Here is a 21630-nt window from a genome sequence, read left to right as displayed (position 1 = left end):
ACGCCTCAATCGGGCGCCTTGATCTCGATGCTCGACCACTTGGCGAGCTTGCCGCTGAAGATGTGCAACTTCCCGCCGTGTTCGAGCGTCACCGAGTCACGGCCGATCATCGGGCCCGGCTTGGCCCCCTCTTCCAGCTCGAGCACCCCCCAGGCCGACGCCTCGACGCCGAAGGCGTAGACGAACCGGCCCACGATGTAGACCGCATTCAAGCCACCTACGACGATCGGCGTGACCTTCGTCGCGGGCTCGCGCAAGTCTTGAGGAATCCATTTCCCTGATTGGCCGGAGAATGCGGCAACCTGCGTGATCCTGGGCCCTTCCATCATCAGCATCGCGACCTTGCCGTCGACGACAGGCACGACCTTGCTGACACCCGGAGGAAGCGTGTAGGCGTCCCAAACGCCCGACTCCAGGCTGTAAGCCCAGAACTTTCCGTCACGCGGCTTCACCATCGTGAAGATTGAGCCACCGGACACGTAGCCGGGTGGCTTCCCACTCATGCTCATGCCTCCGCCGCCCATCATGCCCATCATTCCCATTCCGGGCATGCTCATGCCTTCGCCACCCATCATCCCCATGCCGCCCGGCATTCCTCTCATGGCGCCGCCCATGGTCATCCCCGGCTGACGGCCCATCATCATCCCCCTCATTCCACTCCCAGCCTTGGCCTCATCCTTGGGCGTGTCCTCCGAGACCTGCTCACTCTCAAGGTCCTGGTTGTTCTGCTCGCCCCCAGGAATCCCCTGTTGACGGCCCGTCATGCGCATCATCGCCTGCATTCCCATGCCGGGCATGCCCTCACGCGAGTTCCTGGCCTGGCCTCTTCCCGGCTTGGCCTCATCCTTGGGCGTGCCCCTGGAAGCCTGCGCCGTTTCAAGGTCCTGATCGTTCTGCTCGCCTCCGGGAGCAGTCGCCAACCCTCGCGTCTTTCCCGTCGCTGCGCCGGCTTTCGGTTGCGTCCTTGTTCGCGTGGACGCGGTATCGAGCCGACCTTGAAGCGTCTCGACCGAGCGGGCCAGTTCCGCCTCGCGTCGATGCGAGTCGGCCAGCTCTTGCCTGGCCTCGTGGAGCTGCGTCTTTAACTCCTCGACCGAAGGCTCGTCGCCCGGGACCTGCGCACCGGCGTTATCCTGCAAGGCCGCCACGCCGATCCCGCCGCCGGCGAGGCCCAGGGCCAGCACGATTCCGGCGGTCCATGTGAATGTGCTCATGGTCATGGTCGTCGTCACTCCTTGCGCAAGGGTTAGCACGGCCGCCGAGACCATCCCGGCGGCGATCGTCTTGCCGGCCGCGACGCGCATCGCGGCCTCCAGCGTGGCTCGGATCAGGGCGGCCGAGGCCGTCGCCGGGCCGACCTCGGTTTCCAGGAACAGGGCGGCCGTCGACAGGGCCATCCCTCGCCGTTCCAGGCGGCCCCGCAGCAGGTCGCGGCCCCGGGCCATCCGGCTGCGGACGGTGCCGACCGGCCAGCGCAGGCGGGCGGCGGCCTCGTCGTGGGTCTGGCCTTGCAGGTAGCAGAGAATAATCGGCTGGCGGTACGACTCGGGGAGCCGCTCCAGTTCTTCGTCGAGCACCGCCCGAAGCTCGCTCCGCTCGACCTCAACGGGCACCTCGCCCATCAGGCCCTCCGCGTCGCCGGCCTCGCGCCGCCGTCGCTGTCGCCCCTGAATCCGGGCACGGGACGCTACCTTGGTCGCAACCCCGTGCAGCCAGGGGCCGAGCCGGTCGCCGTCGCGGATCGTTCGGGCGCGGACAACCAGGACCAGGAACGTCGCCTGGAACGCGTCGTCCACGTCGTGCGGGTCGTCGAGCGCACGCCGACAGACCCCCATCACCATCGGCCCGAATCGATCCAGGAGCGCCTCGAACGCCCCCTCGTCCCGGGCCGCCACGAACCGATCCAGCAGCTCGCGCTCGCCCAATCCGGCCACGGTCCCGTGCCCGAACAGTCGTTGGACCCGGCCTAAGACCGATCCGCCACCCAAGCTGGCCATGCCGTCGCCCCGATCGCCCTTTGAAGCTTCGATACTTCAAGGAGTGCACCAAGTCGCCCGGCCAATCCAGCTTTCTCCCCAGCACCGTCAATTTTCGAAAGTCGGGCCATGCCTCGCCCACCGATTCAGTCCAACAGCCCGCCCGCAACGGCCTCGGAGAACTCGGTGACAGGGCGAGTGATCGCGGTCGAAACGTTGCATTCGGGCAACGTCTCGACCCGAATTCGAGGGATTCGGTCGATTTTGAAAATAGGCAGAACGAATCCCCCGACAATTCAGACTATTTCATGGGAAGGCCTTACCATCGATCCTCGATGGTCTGTGAGGCCCCGTCGAACTCTTTGGCAATTCGAACGACCGGACGCTTCCCTCGAAAGTCCGAACTCCGTCTCTACTTCGGCACTTGTCCCACGAACACGAGTGTCCGAACTTGGTGGGGGTCGCTGATTATCGGACCCACGATCTCCACTCGTTCGATGTCGAGACGTCCCTGAAAAACTGACGTAAGTTCTTCTAAATCAAAGATTAGATTCAATTAATGGTGTGATTCGTGTGCGGGTGGATTAGTGGGCTGAAAATTAAGATTACGAAACGAACCCGAGAATTCAACAATTTTGGCCAGCAAATCCTCTCTCGGAATGCTGAAAGTCAAGGGGGTAGAGCCGATGGGTGTGGGCCTGAGGGGGGCGACCCGAGCCTTGGCTCTGGATGACGTGGATAGGCTGGGTTCGCTAGAGTGGCGGAAGGCGTCGCGCTGGCTAACCGAGAGTTGAACCGAGCATGGCCGATCAAAAATCATCGGGGCAGGGGGGGCACGAGCCCTTCAAGCCGCTGTTTCCTTCGCTGCCGATCATCACGCTCGGGCCGGGGGATCTGCCCCCGAAGAAGCTGACGCAGGCCGAGAAATATGGCGGGCTGTTCTATCTGGGGATCGGCGGGCTGGCGGTGATGGTCGCCCTGCTGGGGTGGTTCGGCTACCGGATCTGGACCACGCGGGAGGTCTGGCAGGACGTCTATGTGCTGAACGATCCCGGGCGGACCGAGGTCGATCGGGTGGCGGCGGCCGGGCGGCTGGCGGTCAACCCGACGGTCAATGATCGCCAGAAGTGGGACATTGCCCTGGATCGAGAGGTGCCGGCCCGGGGCCGATACCTGCTGGCCGAGGGGCTGACGGCCGACGCCGTCTCCGGCGATCCGCGAGGTTATGTCCTGTCGGTGGCACTCAGCGAAGGTTGGCCCGACTGGCTCAGGCTACTCCTGCTCAGGCCCCTGGCGCTGGCGGCCGATCGCAGGCCGAGGGTGCCGCCCGAGCCTCTGAAGACCCTGGCGGACAACGCCGACCCGGTGATTGGCCTCTGGGCCGACTACGCTCGCGCCGCGGGGCTCGACCCGAAGCCCGAGGCCGTCGCCAGGCTGAGGCGGGATGCCGCGGCCGAGACGCCGAATCGCGAGCTGGCGGGGTTCCTGCTCGGGGCGCTGGAGGCCTCGGACAACGCGGGGCGGAGGTCCAAGCTTGCCGATGCGACGGCCTGGGTCCGGGGGCACCACCCCGGCGCGGTCGCCGTCTGGTCGGGCTCGGAAGTCAAACCGGCCCGGGAGTTGCAGCCGGAAGGGCCAGAGACGACCGCGGGTCGGCCGCAGGGCTGACCCGGCCGTCGCGCCCCTCCGACGGAGCAGCCGATCCATGTGGAACCGAACGAGCCGACGAATCGCACTCTTCGCCCTGATCTCCGGGGCCCTGGCCCCGATGACCGCCGACGCCCAGGACGTGCAGGGCAAGGAAGTCCCCGATCCCCCCAAGGCCCAGCGCAAGGACGGCGCCGCCTCGGAGCGGGTCTCCGGCGTGATCGTCAAGGTCGATCGGAGGCCCGGCGACGGCCCGAAGGACAAGCTGCCAGTCGTCGTCACGGTCAACGCGGATGTGATCTGGAGTGACTGGGCTCGCGACCAGGCGACGCTCGGGACCGTGAAGACCACCGACAAGGCGGCCCGCGCCGGGGCCAAGTCGGTGGCCACCGAGGGGCAGCCCAAGGACAAGGACAACCTGATCGTCATCGAGCTCGGACCCGACTCCAAGATCGAGACCCGCTTCCGCGCCTCCACCGACGAGACCACCAAGGGGAGCGCCACCCCGGCCGGCGCCAGGGAGGGCTCCGTCGACCCGGCCGCCAAGGATCAAGCGACCGACAAGGATAAGAAGCCGCTGACCTTGAAGCCCGCCGACCTGAAGGACGGCCTCTTCGTCGAGGTCGACTACCGCCGGGCGTCGGCCTCGAAGAATCTGGCCGCCAGTCTGGTGGTGCTGAGGCCCATCGGCGGCCCCGACACCGCGGCCGACGCCGCCAAGGAAGACGCCACCAAGCCCGTCCGTGCCCCGATCCCCAAGTGAGCCGAGGTCCCATCTCAAGATGACGGGATCGGCCGGCCCGCGGCCCGCTCCACCAGGGCCAGGCGCGCCCAGTTCATGGCGTGCTTGGCGGTCCTGGCCTGGATCAGGTCGCGGGTGTGGGTCGATGGCATCAGGAGCCGCCGCACGGCCGACTCGCCGGCCATGGCCAGGCCGATGTAGATCAGGCCCACCGGCTTCTCGGGCGTCCCGCCGCCCGGCCCCGCGATGCCCGTGACCGACAACGCCAGGTCGGCACCGAACCGCTCCAACGCGCCGACGGCCATCGCGCGGGCCACCTCCTCGCTCACCGCGCCGTGACGCTCGATGAGGTCGGCCGGCACGCCCAGCAGGTCGGTCTTCGCCTTGTTCGAGTAGGAGACCACCCCGCCGAGGAAGCACTCGCTGACGCCCGGGACCTCGGTGAGCTGGCTGGCGATGAGGCCGCCGGTGCACGACTCGGCCAGCGCGAGGGTCGCGCCTCGACGCTTGAGCTGGGAGACGAGGCCGTCGACGACGTCCTCATCCCCTTCGCCGACGATCAACGGGGCGAACCGCTCGCGGATCTGGGCCAGGGTGTCGGCGATCGAGGCAAGCGCCTCGGCCTCGTCGGCCCCCTCGCCGCGGACCCTGAACGAGATGGTGGCCTTGGATGCCGTGATGCCGACCTCCGGGACGTGCCCCCGCACGGTCAGGTCGAGCGCCTGGGCCTCGATGTCCGACTCACCCTTGCCAAACATGTTGATCTTGTGATGCACGATCGACCGGCAGACCAGGCCCGCGGCCTTCAGCCTGGGGACGACCTGCTCGTCGAACATGATCTTCATCTCGGCCGGCACGCCCGGCAGGCAGGTGACCACCGACTTGCCGACCGCCATCCAGATGCCCGGCGCGGTGCCCGCACGGTTGGGCAGGGGCTCGGACCCGGCCGGGAAGAGGGCCTGTCCCCGGTTCCGGTCGGCCATGACCAGGCCCCTGGACGTGAACATGTCGGAGATGGCGGCGAGCGACGCGGGGTCCTCGACGAGCCCCACGCCCCCCAGCGCGGCAAGGGCCTCGCGGGTCAGGTCGTCCTGGGTCGGCCCGAGCCCGCCAGTGGCGATGACCAGGTCGCATCGACGCGCCGCGATCCCGAAGGCGTCGACGTTCTCGGCCAGGTCGTCGCCCAGCGTGGTGTGGAACCGGACGGTGATGCCCAGCGAGCCGAGCCTGCGGCTGATCCACTGGCTGTTGGTGTCAAGGTTCTGGCCGCTGACCAGCTCGCTGCCGATGGACAGGACTTCGGCGCTCATGAATGGGTGCTCGTCATTGGCCTGGCGGGTGCTCTGGATCCACCAATGTAACAGGCCATCCTCGGCCCGGCGAACCCAACCCGGCGTGCGGGGGTCATGAAGGGGCGGCGAGGAACGGGGGAGGGTCGGGAAAATCTGACGCGCCTCCCTCGTTTATGGTGTAATGCTTATGCCGAGGCCCCTCCCCGGGCCGCATCGAGCGCGCCGAGCCGAATCGAGTCGACCCGCCGCTTCCGCGGCATTCCGGGAGGCTTTGCATGGTCTGCGCCGTCTTGGAACGCCCGACCCTGGTCCTCAATCGCAACTGGCAGCCGGTGAACGTGGCCACCGTGGCACGGTCGCTGACCCTCGTCTGGAACGAGGCGGCCAGGATCGTCGACCCCGACGACTTCCGCCTCTATGACTGGGCCGACTGGATCCGCCTTGCCCCCAAGGAGGGCGAGCCCTTCATCCGCACCGTCTCGTCGAGGCTGCGCGTGCCCGAGGTGTTGACCCTCACCCGGCACGACCGGCCCCGGCAGAACCCGGTCACCTTCAGCCGCCGCAACCTCTTCAAGCGGGACCACTCGACCTGCCAGTATTGCGGCTGCCAGCCGGGCAGCGAGGAGCTGACCATCGACCACGTCCACCCCAGGTCCCTCGGCGGGGCCACGACCTGGGAGAACTGCGTCCTGGCCTGCGTCTCGTGCAACGCCAGGAAGTCGAACAGGACCGTCGAACGCGCCGGGATGAAGCTGCGGAAGTTGCCGGTTCGGCCCGCCTGGAAGCCCTTCTACGACGCCCCCAACATCCGGATCGCCAGCTGGTCGCGGTTCCTCAGCGAAGCCTACTGGAACGTCCCCATCGACGATCCCCCCTCGGCCTGAGACGGGCCGCGGGTTCCCCGGAAAACAGAGTCGGATCGGAATCGGAATAAGCGATGCGTTATCTCATCACCGGCGGCTCCGGATTCATCGGCGGACACCTCTCCGAGCGCCTCCTCGACGAGGGGCACTCGGTGCTGGTGCTCGACGACCTGAGCACCGGCCGGTATGGGAACCTCGCCCACCTGGAGGGGCGCCCCGGATTCGAGATGCGGGTGGCCAGCGTCACCGAGCCCCGCGTGGTCGAGGACTGCGTCGTCGCCTGCCAGGCCGTCTATCACCTGGCCAGCGCCGTCGGCGTCCGGCTCGTCGTCGACCAGCCGGTCAAGACGATCGAGACGATCGTCACCGGCACCGACGTCGTGCTGAAGGCCTGCTCCCGTTATCGACGCCCGGTGCTGCTGACCTCGACCAGCGAGGTCTACGGAAAGAGCGAACGGATCCCGTTCGCCGAGGGTGACGACTGCGTCATCGGACCGACCACCACCCGCCGCTGGGCCTACGCCAGCGCCAAGATGGTTGACGAGTTCCTGGCCTTGGCCCACTGGCACGAGGCCAGGCTGCCGGTGGTCGTCGCCCGCCTGTTCAACACCGTCGGCCCGCGCCAGACCGGCCGCTACGGCATGGTCGTCCCCAGGTTCGTCCAGCAGGCGCTCGCGGGTGAGCCGATCACCGTCTTCGGCGACGGCCAGCAGACTCGCTGCTTCGCCCACGTCTCCGACGTGGTGACTGCCCTGGTGCAGCTCCTCTCCAACCCGGCCGCCCACGGCCAGGTCTTCAACGTCGGCAATGATGAAGAGGTGACCATCACCCAGCTCGCCGAGCGCGTCCGCAGGGTGACGGGCTCGGCCGCGCCGATCAAGTATGTCCCCTACCGAGAGGCGTACACCGCCGGCTTCGAGGACATGCAACGACGCGTGCCAGACCTCTCGAAGATCCGCCGCCTGACCGGCTACAAGCCCACGCGAAATCTCGACCAGATCCTCGCCGACGTCGTCGCCGAGCAGTCGGCCAAGACCGACCGCTCGGCAGATTGATCGGCGAGGCGCCGGTTCAGATCGCGTTCGGCGTGGGGTCGGCGATCGGGGTCCGGATGAAGCCCGAGTTGGCCGGGGCCGCGTAGTCGATCGCGGCCAGGTCGGGCGTCTCGATCCGGACCGAGCCCCGGACGCGGCTCTCGAGCGCGGCGTCGAGGATGCCCCCGGTCAGCAGGGTGCGCTCGGCCGGGTAGGGGGGCTTGCCGCTGCGGAAGAAGTCCTCGATCCGCAGGCAGAGCGGCGTGAAGAAGCAGGCACCAGGCGGGGCTGGCAGGTAGAAGAGTGTCGAGCCGAGCTTGCCGTCCGGCGTGCGCAGGGCCACCGTGGTGTCGTCCACATGGCCGTTGGCGATGACCACCGACGCCTTCAGCCCGTCGGTGTACTCGACCAGGAAGGCCAGGGGCTCGTTCAGGTAGGACGGACGGCCCGCGGGGGGCGTGAAGTCCTTTGTGGTCCGGCGGATGTCGCCTGGGTTCAGGGTGTGGCTGCGGCCGATCGCGGTGGGAAGCAGGGACTTGTCCCAGCGCCCTTCGTCGCCCGCCTTCCAGACGTCTTCCCCTTGCAGGCAGGTGACCGCGACCACCCCCTGCGGCTTACCCTTTCGGTCGCGGCGCTCGACCATGCACTGGAGCGACTCCAACGCGTGGAACCCGAAGATCTCGATCTCGCCGCGCGAGACGACCAGCGCACTTGCGATGGGGACGCCCAGTGGCGGCTCGAAGGCGGGGAGCCGCCAGGTGACAGGTAGGCTAGAGCCGGCCATCAACGGGGCCTTCAGGCGGCGAGCGGTGTCGACCATCGACTGGGCCTCGGCCCGGTCGTAGGACAGGTGCTTGTCGACGAAGATCGGCACGCCTCGGCCCGACTGCTCCAGGACGGCGGCGGCCTCGCGGAAGAACTTGCCTCGCGGGTAGAGCTTCTGCATCTTGGCGTTGAACGGGTAATCGCCGTGCTCGCCGATGAGCAGGATGCCGTCGACGGCCAGCTTGCCGGTGCCCAGGGTCAGGGCGTCGGCGATGGTCGGGCTCAGCCTGACCTTGTTCCGCTCGGCCACGCCCCGGCCCAGGTCGTTGGCCGGAAGCTGCTCGATGAAGAGGCTGACGATCTCGGCGTGCGGGTGGTGCAAGCCCTGGCCGTCGTAGACCTCGAACCCGTCCAGGAACCGGCCGGCGATGTGGTAGGCGTGCGACAGGTAGTGGTAGACCGACGCCAGTACGGCGATCTTCGGCCTCGGGCCGGTGCCGGGGGCGGGCCTGGGTGACGGGGCCGTGTTGGGCCCCTGGCCGGCGGCATCCTGGGCGAGGGCCTGGGTCTCGGCCAGGCCGACGGCGAGGCCCGCGGCACCGAGGAAACTGCGTCTGGTGGTCGCCGAATTCATGATGGCGGGCGCCTCGGGTCGTGACGGCCCGCCCGACGGGAATGGGCGGGGCTTCGACCGAGGAGCATCGCCGATCCGGCTTACGGCCGCAACCGCCGGGCGTCGACGCGGATCAGATCACGATGGCCGGGCCGCCCGCCTTGCGGTGGACCCGGGCGGCCTGGCCGAGCACCACGATCGACTCGCAAATGCCTCGCAGGCTTGCACGCAGGTTGCCCGCCTTGCGGGCCTCGGCGATCTGCCTGCGGTAGACGGACAGTTCGATCCAGTCGACCGACCAGGCCTGCTCGACGGCCGCCGCCTGGGCCCTTCGGACCAGGTCTTCGAGGTTGTCGAGCAGCTCGGGATTGATCTCCGCCGAGGCCGTGCGGTAAGGCTTCTCCTCGACCGCGTCGTCCTCTTTGCGGGCCTTGCCGCCGAGGATCATCCCGCCGAGCCGGGACATCAGCCCACGCCTGGCGGTGGCCGGGGCGTCGGATCCGGGCGAACCGGCGGCGTCGGGGTGGTCGGGATCAACCCAGGGCCCGATCCGGACGATCACGACGGTGATGTTATCGTGCCCGCCCCTCAGGTTGGCCAGCTGCACGCTGTAGCGGCAGGCGTCCTCGGGGGCGAAGCTCGAGGCCAGTGCGCCCAGCTCGGGGTCGGTGACGGGGCCCGAGAGGCCGTCGGAACAGATCAGGAAGGTGTCCCCGGTCTGGACGGCGAAGGGCCCCTCAATGTCGACCTCGACGGACGGGTCGGGGCCGAGGCTGCGGGTGATGACGTTCTTGGGGATGGCCCGCGACTCGTTCTCCGACGACAGGTGGTTGCGCCGGATCAGCTCCCAGACCAGGCTGTGGTCGAAGGAGAATTGCTCGATCAAGGGGCCGCGGATGCGGTAGACGCGGGAGTCTCCGACGTGGGCGATCAGGGCGCCCTGCGGCAGGAGGATCAGGCTGGAGCAGGTGGTGCCCATGCCCGCGAAATCTTTATTGGCGGTGGCCTTGCCGTGGATCAGGGCACCTACCTGGCGGAAGGCCTTGGTGATGGCCTCGACCGGGGTGTCCTTCTTGGACTTGGCGTAGTGGTGCGGGATGTTGTCGCAGGCGAGCTTGCTGGCCAGCTCGCCCACGGCGTGCGCACCCATGCCGTCGGCCACCATGAAGAGGTGGCCTCGCTGCGTCCAGACCCCCTCGCTGGGGGCCGGGACCACGGCGTGAGAGTCCTGGTTGTTCGAGCGGCGCAGCCCTGTGTCTGTTGCCGCCCCGACGAGATAGTCGTCCCAGTTCACGACCTGGCCTTGTCCGAGGTGTGGGGAGCGGGCCTTCGGCCGATTGCCGGCGACCTGGAGGCCGTCGGCGGGCCGTCGGCTCGTCGGTGTGTCTCGTACCGCGCGATCCGGGGATTCACCGAGGTCGGCCGCCGCCGGTTGTGGGGGCATGTCGCGGGGCGAGACTCGATGAGGAACGTTCCCAGGCATTGTATCGCACCAATCTCGCTCGGGAAGAGAATTCTCAGTGCGTGCGTGCTGGTCAATGAACAGGAGGGGCCACCATGGCCCCACGGTCGATCCCGGGGATAGGCATCTCCTTCTACTTACGCTATCGTGCTCGTGTGACCGACCGAGACCTGAAATCCACCGGAATGGCCCGCCCGGGGCGGCCGAATTCGCGCCGATGACCATCCGACGAGGTAATCTCGCCTCGCACCGCCCTTCCGGACCTCTCGCGCATGACCGCCACCCTCGCCCTCCCCCCGGTCCCTTACACCAAGACTACCCTGGCCAACGGGCTCGACGTCATCGTCCGCCGGCAGGCCAATTTGCCCATCGTGGCCTCCAACCTCTGGTATCACGTCGGCTCGAAGAACGAAGAACGCAGCCAGCGGGGCTTCGCACATCTCTTCGAGCACCTGATGTTCGAGGGCTCCGAGCACTACCCGGGCGACTTCTTCAAGCCGCTCCAGCGCCTGGGCGGCAGCATCAACGGGTCCACGTCCGCCGACCGGACGAATTACTTCGAGGACGTGCCGGCGGCGCACCTGGAGCTGGCTTTGGCCATGGAGTCCGACCGGATGGGCTTCCTGCTCCCGGCCCTAGACGACCACAAGCTCCGCGTGCAGAAGGACGTGGTCAAGAACGAGTACCGCCAGAACTACGCCAACCGGCCGTATGGCTATGTCTCGCGGATGTTGTCCGAGGCGATGTACCCGCCGCAGCACCCCTACAGCTGGCTGACGATCGGCGTGATGGAAGACGTCGAGGCCGCCAGCCGCGATGATGTCGAGGCCTTCTTCCGCCGGTACTACGTCCCCGCCAACGCCAGTCTCTGCATGGTGGGCGACCTCGACGAGTCGCGCGCCTTCGACCTGGCCGAACGCTATTTCGGCTCGCTCCCCGGCGGCACCAAAGCCCTGCTCCCCTGGGCGCCGCCGGTCGGGCTCGAGGCCGACGTCGAGCTGTCGGTGCGCGAGCCGGTGGAGCTGGACCGGATCTACCGGACCTGGCACACCGTCCGCAACTTCGCCGCCGACGACGCCCCGCTGACCTTGCTGGCCGACGTGCTCACCCGCGGCAAGTCGGGTCGGCTCTATCGCGACCTCGTCATGGAGTCGCGCATCGCCCAGAACGTCTCGGCGTCGCAGACCGGCCGTGAGCTGGCCGGCTCATTCGGCATCACGGTGAGCTTGCGACCTGGCAAGACGCAGGCCGAGGCGAGGGCCGTCGTCGACCGCCACCTGGAGGCGATCGCCCGGGATGGGGTCGAGGCCGCCGAGCTGGATCGGGTCAAGAATGGCCGGCTGGCCGGGTTCATCTACGCGCTTGATAACGTGGGCGGCTTCGGTGGCGTGGCCGACCGCCTGAACGCGTACAACACCTATCTTGGCGATCCGTCGCGGATCACGTCGGACTTCGAGCGATTCCGATCGGTCACCGCCGAAGAGGTGCAGGCCGTCGCCTCGCGGTACCTGATCGGCCGCCCCGGGGTGATCCTGACCGTCGAGGGACGAAGGGCGGCCACGGTCTCCGGGCCCGCCCTGGATCGCACGGTCGTGCCGACGCCGGCGCCCGCCATGACTTTCCGGGCCCCGACCCCCGAGATTCGGACCCTCAAGAGTGGCGCCACGCTTTGGGTCTTGCCCCGACGCGAGTTGCCGATCGTGGCCGGCACGGTGGTTCTCGACGGCGGCGCGGGGCGGCATCCGTCGGCCCAGGCCGGGCTGGCGAGCCTGACGGCGAGCCTGATGGACGAGGGGACGACCCGACGCTCGGCCGGCCAGATTGCCGAGGAGGCCGAACGCATGGGGACGAGCCTGACGTCCTCGGCGGGCTGGGACGGGTCTTACGTCAACATGCTGAGTCTGGTCCCGTACCTGGAAGCGAGCCTCGACCTGGTCGTCGACGTCGCGACCCGGCCCGCCTTCCCCGAGGCCGACTTCGACCGGGTCCGGGGGCAGGTCCTCACCTCCTTAAAGGCCGAACGCGACAGCGCCGAGAACCGGGCCCATCGCGCGCTTCTCAAGGCGATCTACGGGCCAACCCATCCGTATCGAACCCCCTCCGATGGCGAGTATTCCAGCGTCGAGGCGATCACTCGCGACGACCTGGTCGACTACCATCGACGTCGGCACGCCACCTCGGAGGCGACCTGGGTCTTCGCCGGGGACATCGACCCCGACCGGATGGTCGAGATGCTCGACCGCCTGATCGAGGCCGACCCCAGGCGGAACACGCCGACCGAGCCGGTACCGACGATCGACCGACCGCGAGGGCGGCGCATCTTGCTGCTCGATCGGCCGGGGGCCCCGCAGTCGGTGGCCAAGTTCGGTCATGTCGGGCTGACCAGGCTGGACGAGGGGTACGTCGATGCCCTTGTCTTCAACCAGGTCCTGGGCGGGCAGTTCACGTCGAGGCTCAACGCCAAGCTGCGCGAAGAGAAGGGGTTCACCTACGGGATTCGCAGCGGGTTCGACGCTCGCCGCTCGGCCGGCCCGTTCGCGATCTCGGCGTCGTTACAGGCCGATAAGATCGGCGAGGCGCTTGCCGACGTCCTGGGCGAGGTCGAGGCCCTGCTCGGCGACCGGCCGCCGACGATCGCCGAGCTGGACGATGCCCGCAGGGCCCTGATCGAAGGCCAGGCCCGCCACTTCGAGACCCCCTCGGCCCTGGTCTCCAGGTACGCCGGCCTTAAGATCCACGACCTGCCATCCACCTACTTCGTCGACTTCAACGCGAGGCTCGAGGCCGTCACGCTCGACTCGATGAAGGAGGCGGGCCGACGCCAGATCCATCCCGACTCGTTCGTCGTGGTCGTCATCGGCGACGCCGAGACGACTGCCCCGCAGCTTGACGCGTTGGGCTGGGGCGAGGTCGAGCGAGTGAACGATCTGGGCGTGGCCTGAAACGAGGAAGGGGCGGGCCCGAACCTGTCGGACCCGCCCCGTCGAGTGCGTGCATCTGCTTAAGCCCGTGCTCAGGCTTTCTTGGTGACGCAGTAGTCGAAGCTCGACCAGTTGTGGCCGGTCCGCTGGTTGGGGGTGATGCCGACGATCGTGCCGCCGGCGCCCTCGACCAAGGCGATGACCTCGGGTTTGGGGATGCCGTGGGTCTCCATGACGGGCTCGAAGTCGGCTTCGACCGATGAGGCGGTCGGGGCGACGTCGAGCCGCCCTGGGGTCCGGCCCTTGGGGCCGACCAGCCGTGCAGAGGCCTGCTGGATTCCCTGGCCGAGCTTCCAGACCAGGCCGTCGGAGCTGCGCCTGGCCGTCTCGGAGACTTCGACGTCGAGGACGACGGTCGCCGATCCCCGGTTGTTGAACCAGCTGATGCTCTCGCGCACCAAGTCCAGCTCCAGCCGGTACTTGCCGACGGCCTTGGGGGCCTTCACCTCGAGCTGCAAATTGACGGTACCGCCGGGCGGGACGGCCTTGGTGAGGCTGGCCCGCGCGTCGTCGGCGACGAGCATCGCGCCCTCGGCGTCGAGCCAGTGGTTGCCCAGCCGGACCTCGCAGCCGTTGCAGTCATCGGGGGCCGGCCAGGTCGAGACCCCGGTGTTCTTGACCTTGACGTTGATGACCGCCTTCTCGCCTGGGCGGATCTGACGCAAGGGGCGTCGCGGCATGATCCTGGCGCGGAAGTCGGCGTCGCTCAGCGAGAGCCGGAGGGCCGTCGCCGCAGTGTCCTCGACGTTGGGCAGCCATTCGCTGGGAATCTGGAACAGGGCGATGCCGCCCGGCTTCAGGATCCGCACGAATTCCTGGATGTACTTGCGGCTGAACTCGGGGTTGATGTGCTGGAGCACGATGTTGCTGTAGATGAAGCTGAACGTGGCGTCGGGGAAGACGCCCAGGTCGCTCCGGTCGTTGACCACGTATTCGCAGCGGGCGCCGAACTGGTTGAGCCGGCGGGCGTGCTCGATCATCGACGGGGCGATGTCGATGCCGACGCAGTGCTCGAAGTGGTCGCAGAGGGCCTGGGTCAGCCGGCCGACTCCGCAGCCGAAGTCCAGGGCGCTGGATCGGTCGATCGTCACCCCGAAGGAGCGGACGTGCTTGACGGCCCAGTCGATCTCGCCCTGGCCCGACCCGAAGAATTCCTTCAGGTCCCACTTGCCCCCGCGCTTCGAGGGTGAGGTGAGAATGGCCCAGAGCGGATCGGTCTCGCCGAACGCGTTCCAGTGTTTCTGAAGTTCCGCCAGCTCCATCGCGGCCCGCCTCCCTGCGTGCCCGTGTACGTCGGACGGCCCGGCGACTCGTCCGCGCCAATGGACCCCGACCTTGAGTGATCCGGGTGTCTTAGCCCAAGTGTTGACATCGGTCAACCACAAACGCTGCTTCAATGGGGGCGCCCGCGGCGTTGATCCTCGTGGTACGATCGAATGCGGGCCTCCCCCTGGCCGTCTACCAAGGACGTCGACCCCTGGGAAGGCGTTCGCGCACTCTCGCGACGGATGCCTTGGACGGATCGTCTCGGCCCCGGGATGCCCACCATGCGGCGACAGCGAAGCAGGACCTGGCGTCTCGTCCGGGCACGGGGCTGGCTGCTGGCCAGACGCCTCAATCACCTCGATCGCCGCTGGCTGCACGGGATCCCGAGCTGGGGCACCAGCCTGGCCCTGCACGCCGTGGTCCTCATGGCCCTGGCCCTGATCGTCCTGCAAAACGACGGCGGGCGCCGAGAACCCGCGATGGAGCTGGGCTTCCCTGGGACGCTCACCGACTCGCTCGACTCGCTGCTGCCGGCCGATATCGCCGGCGACCCGTTCAACGACGCCATGACGCCCGATGCGCCCTCGCTCTCGATCGAGAATGCGTCGGAGGTCCGCGACTCGAACCAGCCCGACCTACCCCCCGAGACCCGGATCGCGGCCAACCTGGCCGGGCCGATGCTGGCCCCGGGGGCGATGAAGACAGGTCGGCTTTCGGTCACCAACCTCTCGATCCAGCCCGGTCGGCTCTCCGACGGAATCTCGATGGGGGCGATGACCGCCGAGGCGATCTCGGCCCCCTTCTCCGGCCGGCAAGGCCCGGCGCGGGCCGAGTTGGTCCGGCGCGAGGGGGGGACCGTCCAGTCGGAGAAGGCCGTCGAGAGCGGCCTGGACTGGCTGGCCCGCCACCAGCGGGGAGATGGCGGCTGGTCGCTCCAGTATCAGGGGCAATGCGTGGCCCCCGGCTGCCCCCAGACCCCGTCGATGGATTCCGACACCGCCGCCACCGGCCTTGCCCTGCTGCCAATGCTGGGCTCGGGCCACTCGCACATGGCCAAGGGACGCTACCAGATCGCCCTGCGTCGCGGGCTTCAATGGATTATCAGCAACCAGAAACGTGACGGAGACCTGTTCACCGGCGGCGCAGGGACCGCCCAGTTCTACAGCCACGCCATCGCCACGATGGCCCTCTGCGAAGCGTACGGCCTGACCCAGGACAAGAGCCTGCGGGCGCCCGCGCAGAAGGCGATCAACTTCATCATCCGGTCGCAGAACCCCGACGACGGCGGCTGGCGCTATTTCCCCGGCTCGCCCGGCGACACGTCGGTCTTCGGCTGGCAGATGATGGCCCTGCGCAGCGCCCGACTCGCCGGCCTTGAGCTGAACAAGAATGTGCTCGCCCGCTGCAAACGCTATCTGGATCTGGCGGCCGTCGACGAGACCAAGGTGACTTACGCCTACATGCCCGGCCGCGTCGTAACCCCCGTCATGACCGCCGAGGCCCTGCTGACCCGGCAATATCTGGGTTGGCCGCGCGACTTCCCCGCGCTGCTCAAGGGGGTGGCCCTGGTCTCGGCCGACCTGGAAGAGTCGCAGGAGCGAAACATCTACTACTGGTACTACGCCACTCAGCTCCTGCACAACATGCACGGCAAGGCCTGGGACGTCTGGAACGCCCGGGTGCGCGACGGCCTGGTGAGCATGCAGATGGGCGGCGGGGGCTGCGACCGGGGGAGCTGGAACCCGCGCGAGCCCGAGCCCGATCGTTGGGGCGCCGCGGGGGGTCGCCTCTATGTGACCGCGCTCTCGCTGCTGACCCTGGAAGTCTACTATCGCTACCTCCCCCTGTATCGGGTCAACGATCCCAAGGCCGACGAGGTCGCCAAGGCGACGGCCAAGGACGCGCCCGCCGAGGCCAAGAAGGACGAACCCGCCAAGAAGGACATGGACGCCGCGAAGCCGGCCGCCGAGGTGACCGGCTCGAAATGAAGCTCGACCCGCGACACGAATGGGGCCTGACCCCGGCCGAAGCCCGCGACTTGCAACGCAAGCTCGCCGCCGAGGTCATCACGCACGGCCCGCTGGACGTCCCGACGATTCTCGAAGGGGGCATTATCGCGGCCGTCGATGCCTCGTTCGATCGCGGGGGGACCGAGATTTACGCCGCGGTCGTCGTCGTTCGCATGCCGACGTTCGAGCTGGTCGAGCGGACTGGCGTCTCGGCCCCGCTGACGTTCCCTTACGTCCCGGGCTTGCTCTCGTTTCGCGAGGCGCCGAGCGTACTCTCGGCCTTCGAGCGGATCTCGGCGGTCCCCGATGTGGTCCTCTGCGACGGGCAGGGGACCGCGCACCCTCGGCGGCTCGGCATCGCCAGCCATCTCGGGCTCTGGCTGAATCTCCCCACGGTCGGCTGCGGCAAGAGCCGGCTCTGCGGAGACTTTGTGGAACCCGGACCCCGGCGGGGGGAGCGGAGCCCGCTGGTCGACAAGGGGGAAACGATCGGCGCCGTCGTCCGCACCCGCGACCGGGTCAGCCCGCTCTTCGTCTCGCCGGGCCACCTGTGCGACCTCGACGAGGCGGTCGCCCTGGTCCTGGGCACCACGGGCAAGCTGCGGCTCCCAACTCCGACCCGGATGGCTCACGAGTACGTGAACGAGGTGAGGCGTGCCGCAAAGCTCGGCCGGCCGATCCCCGAGTAAGACCGAGAGTCGGCCTCAGGGATGGTCCCGGCGGACGATCGGCGGAGGCTGGGCCGCGTTTCGCTTGTCAACGACCGCCTTTCATGATTAAGATGTTCGCTTCGCCCGGGTGAGACCTCGGGGTGGACGCACGCCTCTTCGATCCGAGACAGGTTGATCCATGTCGACTGACGCCAACCCGACCCCGGTCGCCGAAGCGACCCCGGCCGCCAAGACGACCCCGCCCGACCTTCGGCTCAAGGTTCTCAAGAAGTTCAAGGGCCGGTTCCTGCCCAAGGGCGTCCTGCGTGTCCGCCACGCCGCGATCATGCAGCGCTGGGACTCGGGCGACGATCACGGCGACGTGACCGTCGAAGAGCTCAAGCAATTGCTGGCCGACTGGAAGGGGACTCGCGAGAAGCCCCCGCGCATTCCCAAGGCCTGAATCTGGCCTGTCGGATCCGCTCGAACAAAACACAACGGCCGCCCGGGATCACATGATCCCGGGCGGCCGTTGTCCGTTCTCGACGGGCTCACTTGGCCCCGTTCAGCTCCTTGATCTCCAGGTCCTTGAAGCGGACCTCCATGGGATCGGGCCAGACGTGGAGTTGCAGCGCGATGACACCCGACTTGGCGATCTCCGGGTCGGTCCGGTCGATGACCGTCGTGCCGTTGATCTTGATGACGATGTGGTTGCCCTTGGCGGTGATCTCGAAGTCGTTCCAGTCGCCCTTCTTGATCAGCTCGGCGGCCTTCTTCTCGTCGTAGCGTTCCAGGATCCCTCGCAGGCGCTCTTCATAAAGCAGGCCCCAGTAGCCGTCGGCGATGTCGGCCTGAAGGCCCGACACCGCGCCGTCATCGGCCCGCTTGCTGCGGAACTGGATGCCGGAGTTGCCGTTGCGGTACTTGACCTTGGCCTTCAGGACGAAGTCGGTGTAGTCGCGGTCGGTGACGAGGAACTCGTTCTTCTTGAGCTTCTCGTCGGTGGTCCTGCCGACGATCTCGCCGTTCTCGACCGTGAACAGGGTCGGGCCTGAGGGAGTGATCCAGCCGGCCAGGTCCTTGCCATTGAAGAGGGGCTTGAAGCCCTCGTCGGCGGCCCTGGCCAGACCGGAGGCGGCGACGGCCAGGGTCAAGACGGCCATCGCCGTGGCTACGCGTGGGAATCTCATCGGGTCGGATCCTCGTGTCGATCGTTCGGAGAGTGGGCGCCGCGACCTTCCCGGTCGCTTGGCGCGAGGTTGCGGCCGATTGTGCCGCCCCCGGGAGGCTCGGTCAACAGACCGGGACGCTCTCCGAGGCGAGTCGATGGTCCTCCCGTATGGTAGAATGGACGGTCTGCGGGCTCTCCGCGTTTGTCGGCTTACGATGAACTTCGGGATACCGGGGAACTTTTAGGTCCGCGCCGTCGTCGAAAAGGGTGAACCAGCACGCAAGATCAGGCCCGACGACGTCTTCCTCCGGCCTCGCCTCCTCATGTTCAAATGGGGGTCGAGCCCCGTCCGCGGGGGTGAAGTGCCGACGCGTTGACGCCCCTCGATCGCGCGTGCTAGGTTGTCCGCTCTTCGCAGCGTCCGGGCGTCTCGCCTCGCCGGATCTCTTTCGGCACGCATGGTTCGCGTCTCAGCGGCCCGTGCAATGGCCATCGCCCGGATCCGACCCCGATCCAATCCGCAACGTTCCGACCGCAAATCCGAGCCAATCCCGCGGACGGCCGCAAGCGCCGGGCGACCGCGCATCAGTCAGCCGTCAGGAGACTCCTCGCATGGCGAAGATCCAGGCCGTTTGGGCGCTCGATATCGGGCAAGCTGCCCTTAAAGCGTTGAAGCTCGTCCCGGGCGAGACCCCCGACACGGTCCTCGCCGAGGCGTTCGACTTCATTGAATACCCCAAGATCCTCTCCCAGCCCGACGCCGACCCGGAGGCCCTGGTCCGCGAGGCGCTGGCGACGTTCATGGACCGCAACGAGCTGAAGGGCTGCAAGGTCGCCATCGGCGTCCCCGGCCAGGCCGGCCTCGTCAAGTTCATCAAGCTGCCGCCGGTCGAGAAGAAGCGCATCCCCGACATCGTCAAGTTCGAAGCCCGCCAGCAAATCCCGTTCGCGCTGGAGGAGGTCGTTTGGGACTACCAGCAGATCGGCGGCGATGCGGGCGACGGCGACGATGACTTCACGATGGCCGAGGTCGGCCTCTTCGCCATGAAGCGCGACCAGATCAACCGAGCGATCCTCCCCTTGAGGGTCGCCGGCATCGAGGTCGACGTCGTCCAGATGAACCCGATCGCCCTGTACAACTTCATCGTCTTCGACCAGTTGAAGAAGGGGATGGAGAAGAACGAGGCGGTCGTCCTGCTCGACATGGGCGCGGACAAGACCGACCTGGTCATCACCGACGGCGTGCGCATCTGGCAGCGCAACGTGCCCATCGGCGGCAATCACTTCACGCGTGCGTTGACGAAGGAGCTGAAGCAGACCTTCGCCAAGGCCGAGCACCTGAAGCGCAACGCCACCAAGGCCCCCGACCCTCGCCAGATCTTCCAGGCGATGCGCGGGGTCTTCAATGACTATTCGAGCGAGATCACCCGCTCGATCGGCTTCTACTCCAGCGTCAACCGCGCCGCCAAGATCACCAAGATCGTGGGCATGGGCAACGGGTTCAAGCTGCCCGGGTTGCAGAAGTTCCTCCAGCAGAACCTCTCCAACGAGGTCGAGCGGCTCGATTCGTTCGCCCAGATGACCGGCGACGAGGTCAAGAACGCCCCGCAGTTCCAGGAGAATCTGGCGTCGTTCCCGGGCGTCTACGGCCTGGCCCTGCAAGGCCTGGGCAAGGCCGCGATGCGGACCAACTTGCTGCCTCCGGAGATCGAGCAAGTCCGGATGATCCGCCGCAAGAAGCCCTGGGTCCTCGCCGCCGCGGCCCTGCTGATTGGCGGCTTCGCGGCCCTCTTCCTGGGCGACTACAAGGCCCTGGCGAAGGTCAACCAGCCCGCCTTCACCACCGCCGTCGACGCCGCGAAGAGCGCCAGCGCGAAGGGGGCCAAGTTCAAGGCCGACTACGACGCGGCCAAGGGGGTCTTCGAGGCCAAACTCGGCGAGGGCAAGCTGCTCACCTCGGGCGCGTCCAACCGCGCCGCCTGGCCCCAGTTCCTCAAGATGTTCTCGCTCTACCTGCCCGACCCCGTGGCTCGGTTCAACCTGAATCCCCAGGAGAAGCCGACCGATCAGGCGATCATCGACGATCTGCGGGTTCACATCGACGCGATCAAACCCGTCTGGCGGAACGACCTCAACGCCGAGTGGTTCGCTGAGTTCCCCGAGGAATTCAAGTATTTCATGCATCCGCTCGACCGCGACACCCCGCCCGAGGGGAAGGGTTGGGTCATCCAGGTCATCGGTCACCACTACAACCCGACGCCCACCAATGCCGAGCTGAAGGCCAAGTCGGCCCCCTGGAAGCTCGGTCCGCGCAACTATCTCCAGAACATCGTGATTCCCACGCTCCAGGCCGCGTCTTTCCGGGCCTTCGGCGTCAACCATGTCGCCCTCGCCTGGATCAAGATCGACCCGACCTGGACCACCGAGAAGACCGCGGGCGGCAATGGCCTGGCCGCCGGCGTCCCCATCCTCGCCCGCGCCTCGCCGCCCGTCGCTGAAGCCGGCGAGGGTGGTGAAGGTGGAGGCATGCCCGGAGGCGGGATGCGGGAAATGATGGGCATGATGGGCCGCCAGCAGGGCGGCGGAATGCCCGGCGGTGGCATGGGAATGCCCGGCGGCATGGGCGGCCGCGAGGGAATGATGGGCATGATGATGGGACGACAGGGTGGGATGATGGGGGGTATGGGCACTGCCGCCACCAAGAATCTGACCACCCGCCCTCGCACCGACTTCATGATCCAGATGGTCTGGCAGCCCCCGACGCCCGAAGCACCCTCCAAGTCCATCGCCGAGATTCAGGCCGCGATGACCGAGGCTGCCACCAAGAACAAGGGGGTTAGCAGGCCCCCCAGCGACGAGGCCCTGGCCGCCAGCTCATCGAAGGCAACGAACAAGGCGATTGAGGACTTCAAGAAGACCCTCCAGAAGGTCGAGGCCGCCGTGGCCAAGGCCGAGGGCGGAGACGCAGCCGCCGTCGCCGATCCGGGGGCCGCCCCGGCCGCGGTGGACGGCACGACCCCCGCGGCGACTCCGGCCGTCCCCGCGACGCCCGAAGCCCCTGCGACGCCGAAGTAACTCGCTTAACCGACCCGTCACGCCGGCTTGACCCAATCGCCGGCGTGACGGAGTCGTCGCCCAACGCCAGAACCCACGGGCCGG

General features: G+C 67.7%; 15 protein-coding genes. 9 read left to right on the top strand and 6 right to left on the bottom strand.

Features of this window, described 5'->3' with window-relative positions:
- Positions 1–5: 5 nt before the first annotated feature.
- Positions 6–1997: an RNA polymerase sigma factor gene (locus EP7_RS23470; protein WP_463524601.1), complete on the bottom strand. Its 1992-nt coding sequence runs from the start codon at positions 1995–1997 to the stop codon at positions 6–8.
- Positions 1998–2777: 780 nt separating this feature from the next.
- On the opposite strand from EP7_RS23470, the gene EP7_RS23465 reads away from it, so the two are divergent.
- On the top strand, positions 2778–3644 hold the full coding sequence (locus EP7_RS23465; protein WP_463524599.1) for a hypothetical protein: 867 nt from the start codon (positions 2778–2780) through the stop codon (positions 3642–3644).
- 37 nt (positions 3645–3681) lie between these two features.
- Entirely contained in the window at positions 3682–4386 is a 705-nt protein-coding gene (locus EP7_RS23460) for a hypothetical protein (RefSeq protein ID WP_463524597.1), read from the top strand.
- A 14-nt stretch (positions 4387–4400) separates the two neighbouring features.
- On the opposite strand, the gene EP7_RS23455 is transcribed toward EP7_RS23460, so the two are convergent.
- Positions 4401–5675 carry a competence/damage-inducible protein A gene (locus EP7_RS23455; protein ID WP_463524596.1) on the bottom strand — a complete coding sequence of 425 codons (1275 nt, stop codon included), beginning with the start codon at positions 5673–5675 and terminating at the stop codon, positions 4401–4403.
- Positions 5676–5932: 257 nt separating this feature from the next.
- Between EP7_RS23455 and EP7_RS23450 the strand changes: the two genes are divergently transcribed.
- Together EP7_RS23450 and EP7_RS23445 are read left to right on the top strand one after the other, a co-directional pair.
- Entirely contained in the window at positions 5933–6541 is a 609-nt protein-coding gene (locus tag EP7_RS23450; protein WP_463524595.1) for an HNH endonuclease, read from the top strand.
- Between the two features lie 53 nt (positions 6542–6594).
- Positions 6595–7575 carry a GDP-mannose 4,6-dehydratase gene (locus EP7_RS23445; RefSeq protein WP_463524593.1) on the top strand — a complete coding sequence of 327 codons (981 nt, stop codon included), beginning with the start codon at positions 6595–6597 and terminating at the stop codon, positions 7573–7575.
- A gap of 16 nt (positions 7576–7591) precedes the next feature.
- Here the strand turns inward: EP7_RS23445 and EP7_RS23440 are convergent, their stop codons facing one another.
- Both EP7_RS23440 and EP7_RS23435 read right to left on the bottom strand, forming a co-directional pair.
- Positions 7592–8953, bottom strand: a complete 1362-nt coding sequence (locus tag EP7_RS23440) for a hypothetical protein (protein WP_463524592.1) — start codon at positions 8951–8953, stop codon at positions 7592–7594.
- A 112-nt stretch (positions 8954–9065) separates the two neighbouring features.
- Positions 9066–10376, bottom strand: a complete 1311-nt coding sequence (locus EP7_RS23435) for a PP2C family protein-serine/threonine phosphatase (RefSeq protein ID WP_463524590.1) — start codon at positions 10374–10376, stop codon at positions 9066–9068.
- A gap of 290 nt (positions 10377–10666) precedes the next feature.
- Here EP7_RS23435 and EP7_RS23430 point away from each other — a divergent pair, with 290 nt between their 5' ends.
- Positions 10667–13336, top strand: a complete 2670-nt coding sequence (locus tag EP7_RS23430; protein WP_463524589.1) for a M16 family metallopeptidase — start codon at positions 10667–10669, stop codon at positions 13334–13336.
- A 71-nt stretch (positions 13337–13407) separates the two neighbouring features.
- Here EP7_RS23430 and EP7_RS23425 read toward each other — a convergent pair whose 3' ends face one another.
- On the bottom strand, positions 13408–14637 hold the full coding sequence (locus EP7_RS23425) for a methyltransferase domain-containing protein (RefSeq protein WP_463524588.1): 1230 nt from the start codon (positions 14635–14637) through the stop codon (positions 13408–13410).
- Between the two features lie 285 nt (positions 14638–14922).
- Between EP7_RS23425 and EP7_RS23420 the strand changes: the two genes are divergently transcribed.
- The 3 genes from EP7_RS23420 (at position 14923) to EP7_RS23410 (ending at position 17763) form a co-directional block, all read left to right on the top strand.
- Positions 14923–16629, top strand: a complete 1707-nt coding sequence (locus EP7_RS23420) for a prenyltransferase/squalene oxidase repeat-containing protein (RefSeq protein ID WP_463524587.1) — start codon at positions 14923–14925, stop codon at positions 16627–16629.
- On the top strand, positions 16626–17339 hold the full coding sequence (nfi, locus tag EP7_RS23415) for a deoxyribonuclease V (protein WP_463524586.1): 714 nt from the start codon (positions 16626–16628) through the stop codon (positions 17337–17339). Before EP7_RS23420 ends, nfi begins: the two co-directional genes overlap by 4 nt.
- A 160-nt stretch (positions 17340–17499) precedes the next feature.
- On the top strand, positions 17500–17763 hold the full coding sequence (locus EP7_RS23410) for a hypothetical protein (protein ID WP_463524585.1): 264 nt from the start codon (positions 17500–17502) through the stop codon (positions 17761–17763).
- An 88-nt stretch (positions 17764–17851) separates the two neighbouring features.
- Here the strand turns inward: EP7_RS23410 and EP7_RS23405 are convergent, their stop codons facing one another.
- A complete protein-coding gene (locus EP7_RS23405; protein ID WP_463524583.1) occupies positions 17852–18490 on the bottom strand; it encodes a 3-keto-disaccharide hydrolase in 639 nt (212 codons plus the stop codon).
- A 593-nt stretch (positions 18491–19083) separates the two neighbouring features.
- Here EP7_RS23405 and pilM point away from each other — a divergent pair.
- A complete protein-coding gene (gene pilM, locus EP7_RS23400; RefSeq protein WP_463524582.1) occupies positions 19084–21546 on the top strand; it encodes a type IV pilus assembly protein PilM in 2463 nt (820 codons plus the stop codon).
- Positions 21547–21630 lie beyond the last annotated feature (84 nt).

It is taken from the genome of Isosphaeraceae bacterium EP7 (genome assembly GCA_038400315.1).
Taxonomy (GTDB): Bacteria; Planctomycetota; Planctomycetia; order Isosphaerales; family Isosphaeraceae; genus EP7.
This window is presented reverse-complemented; position numbering and strand designations above follow the sequence as displayed.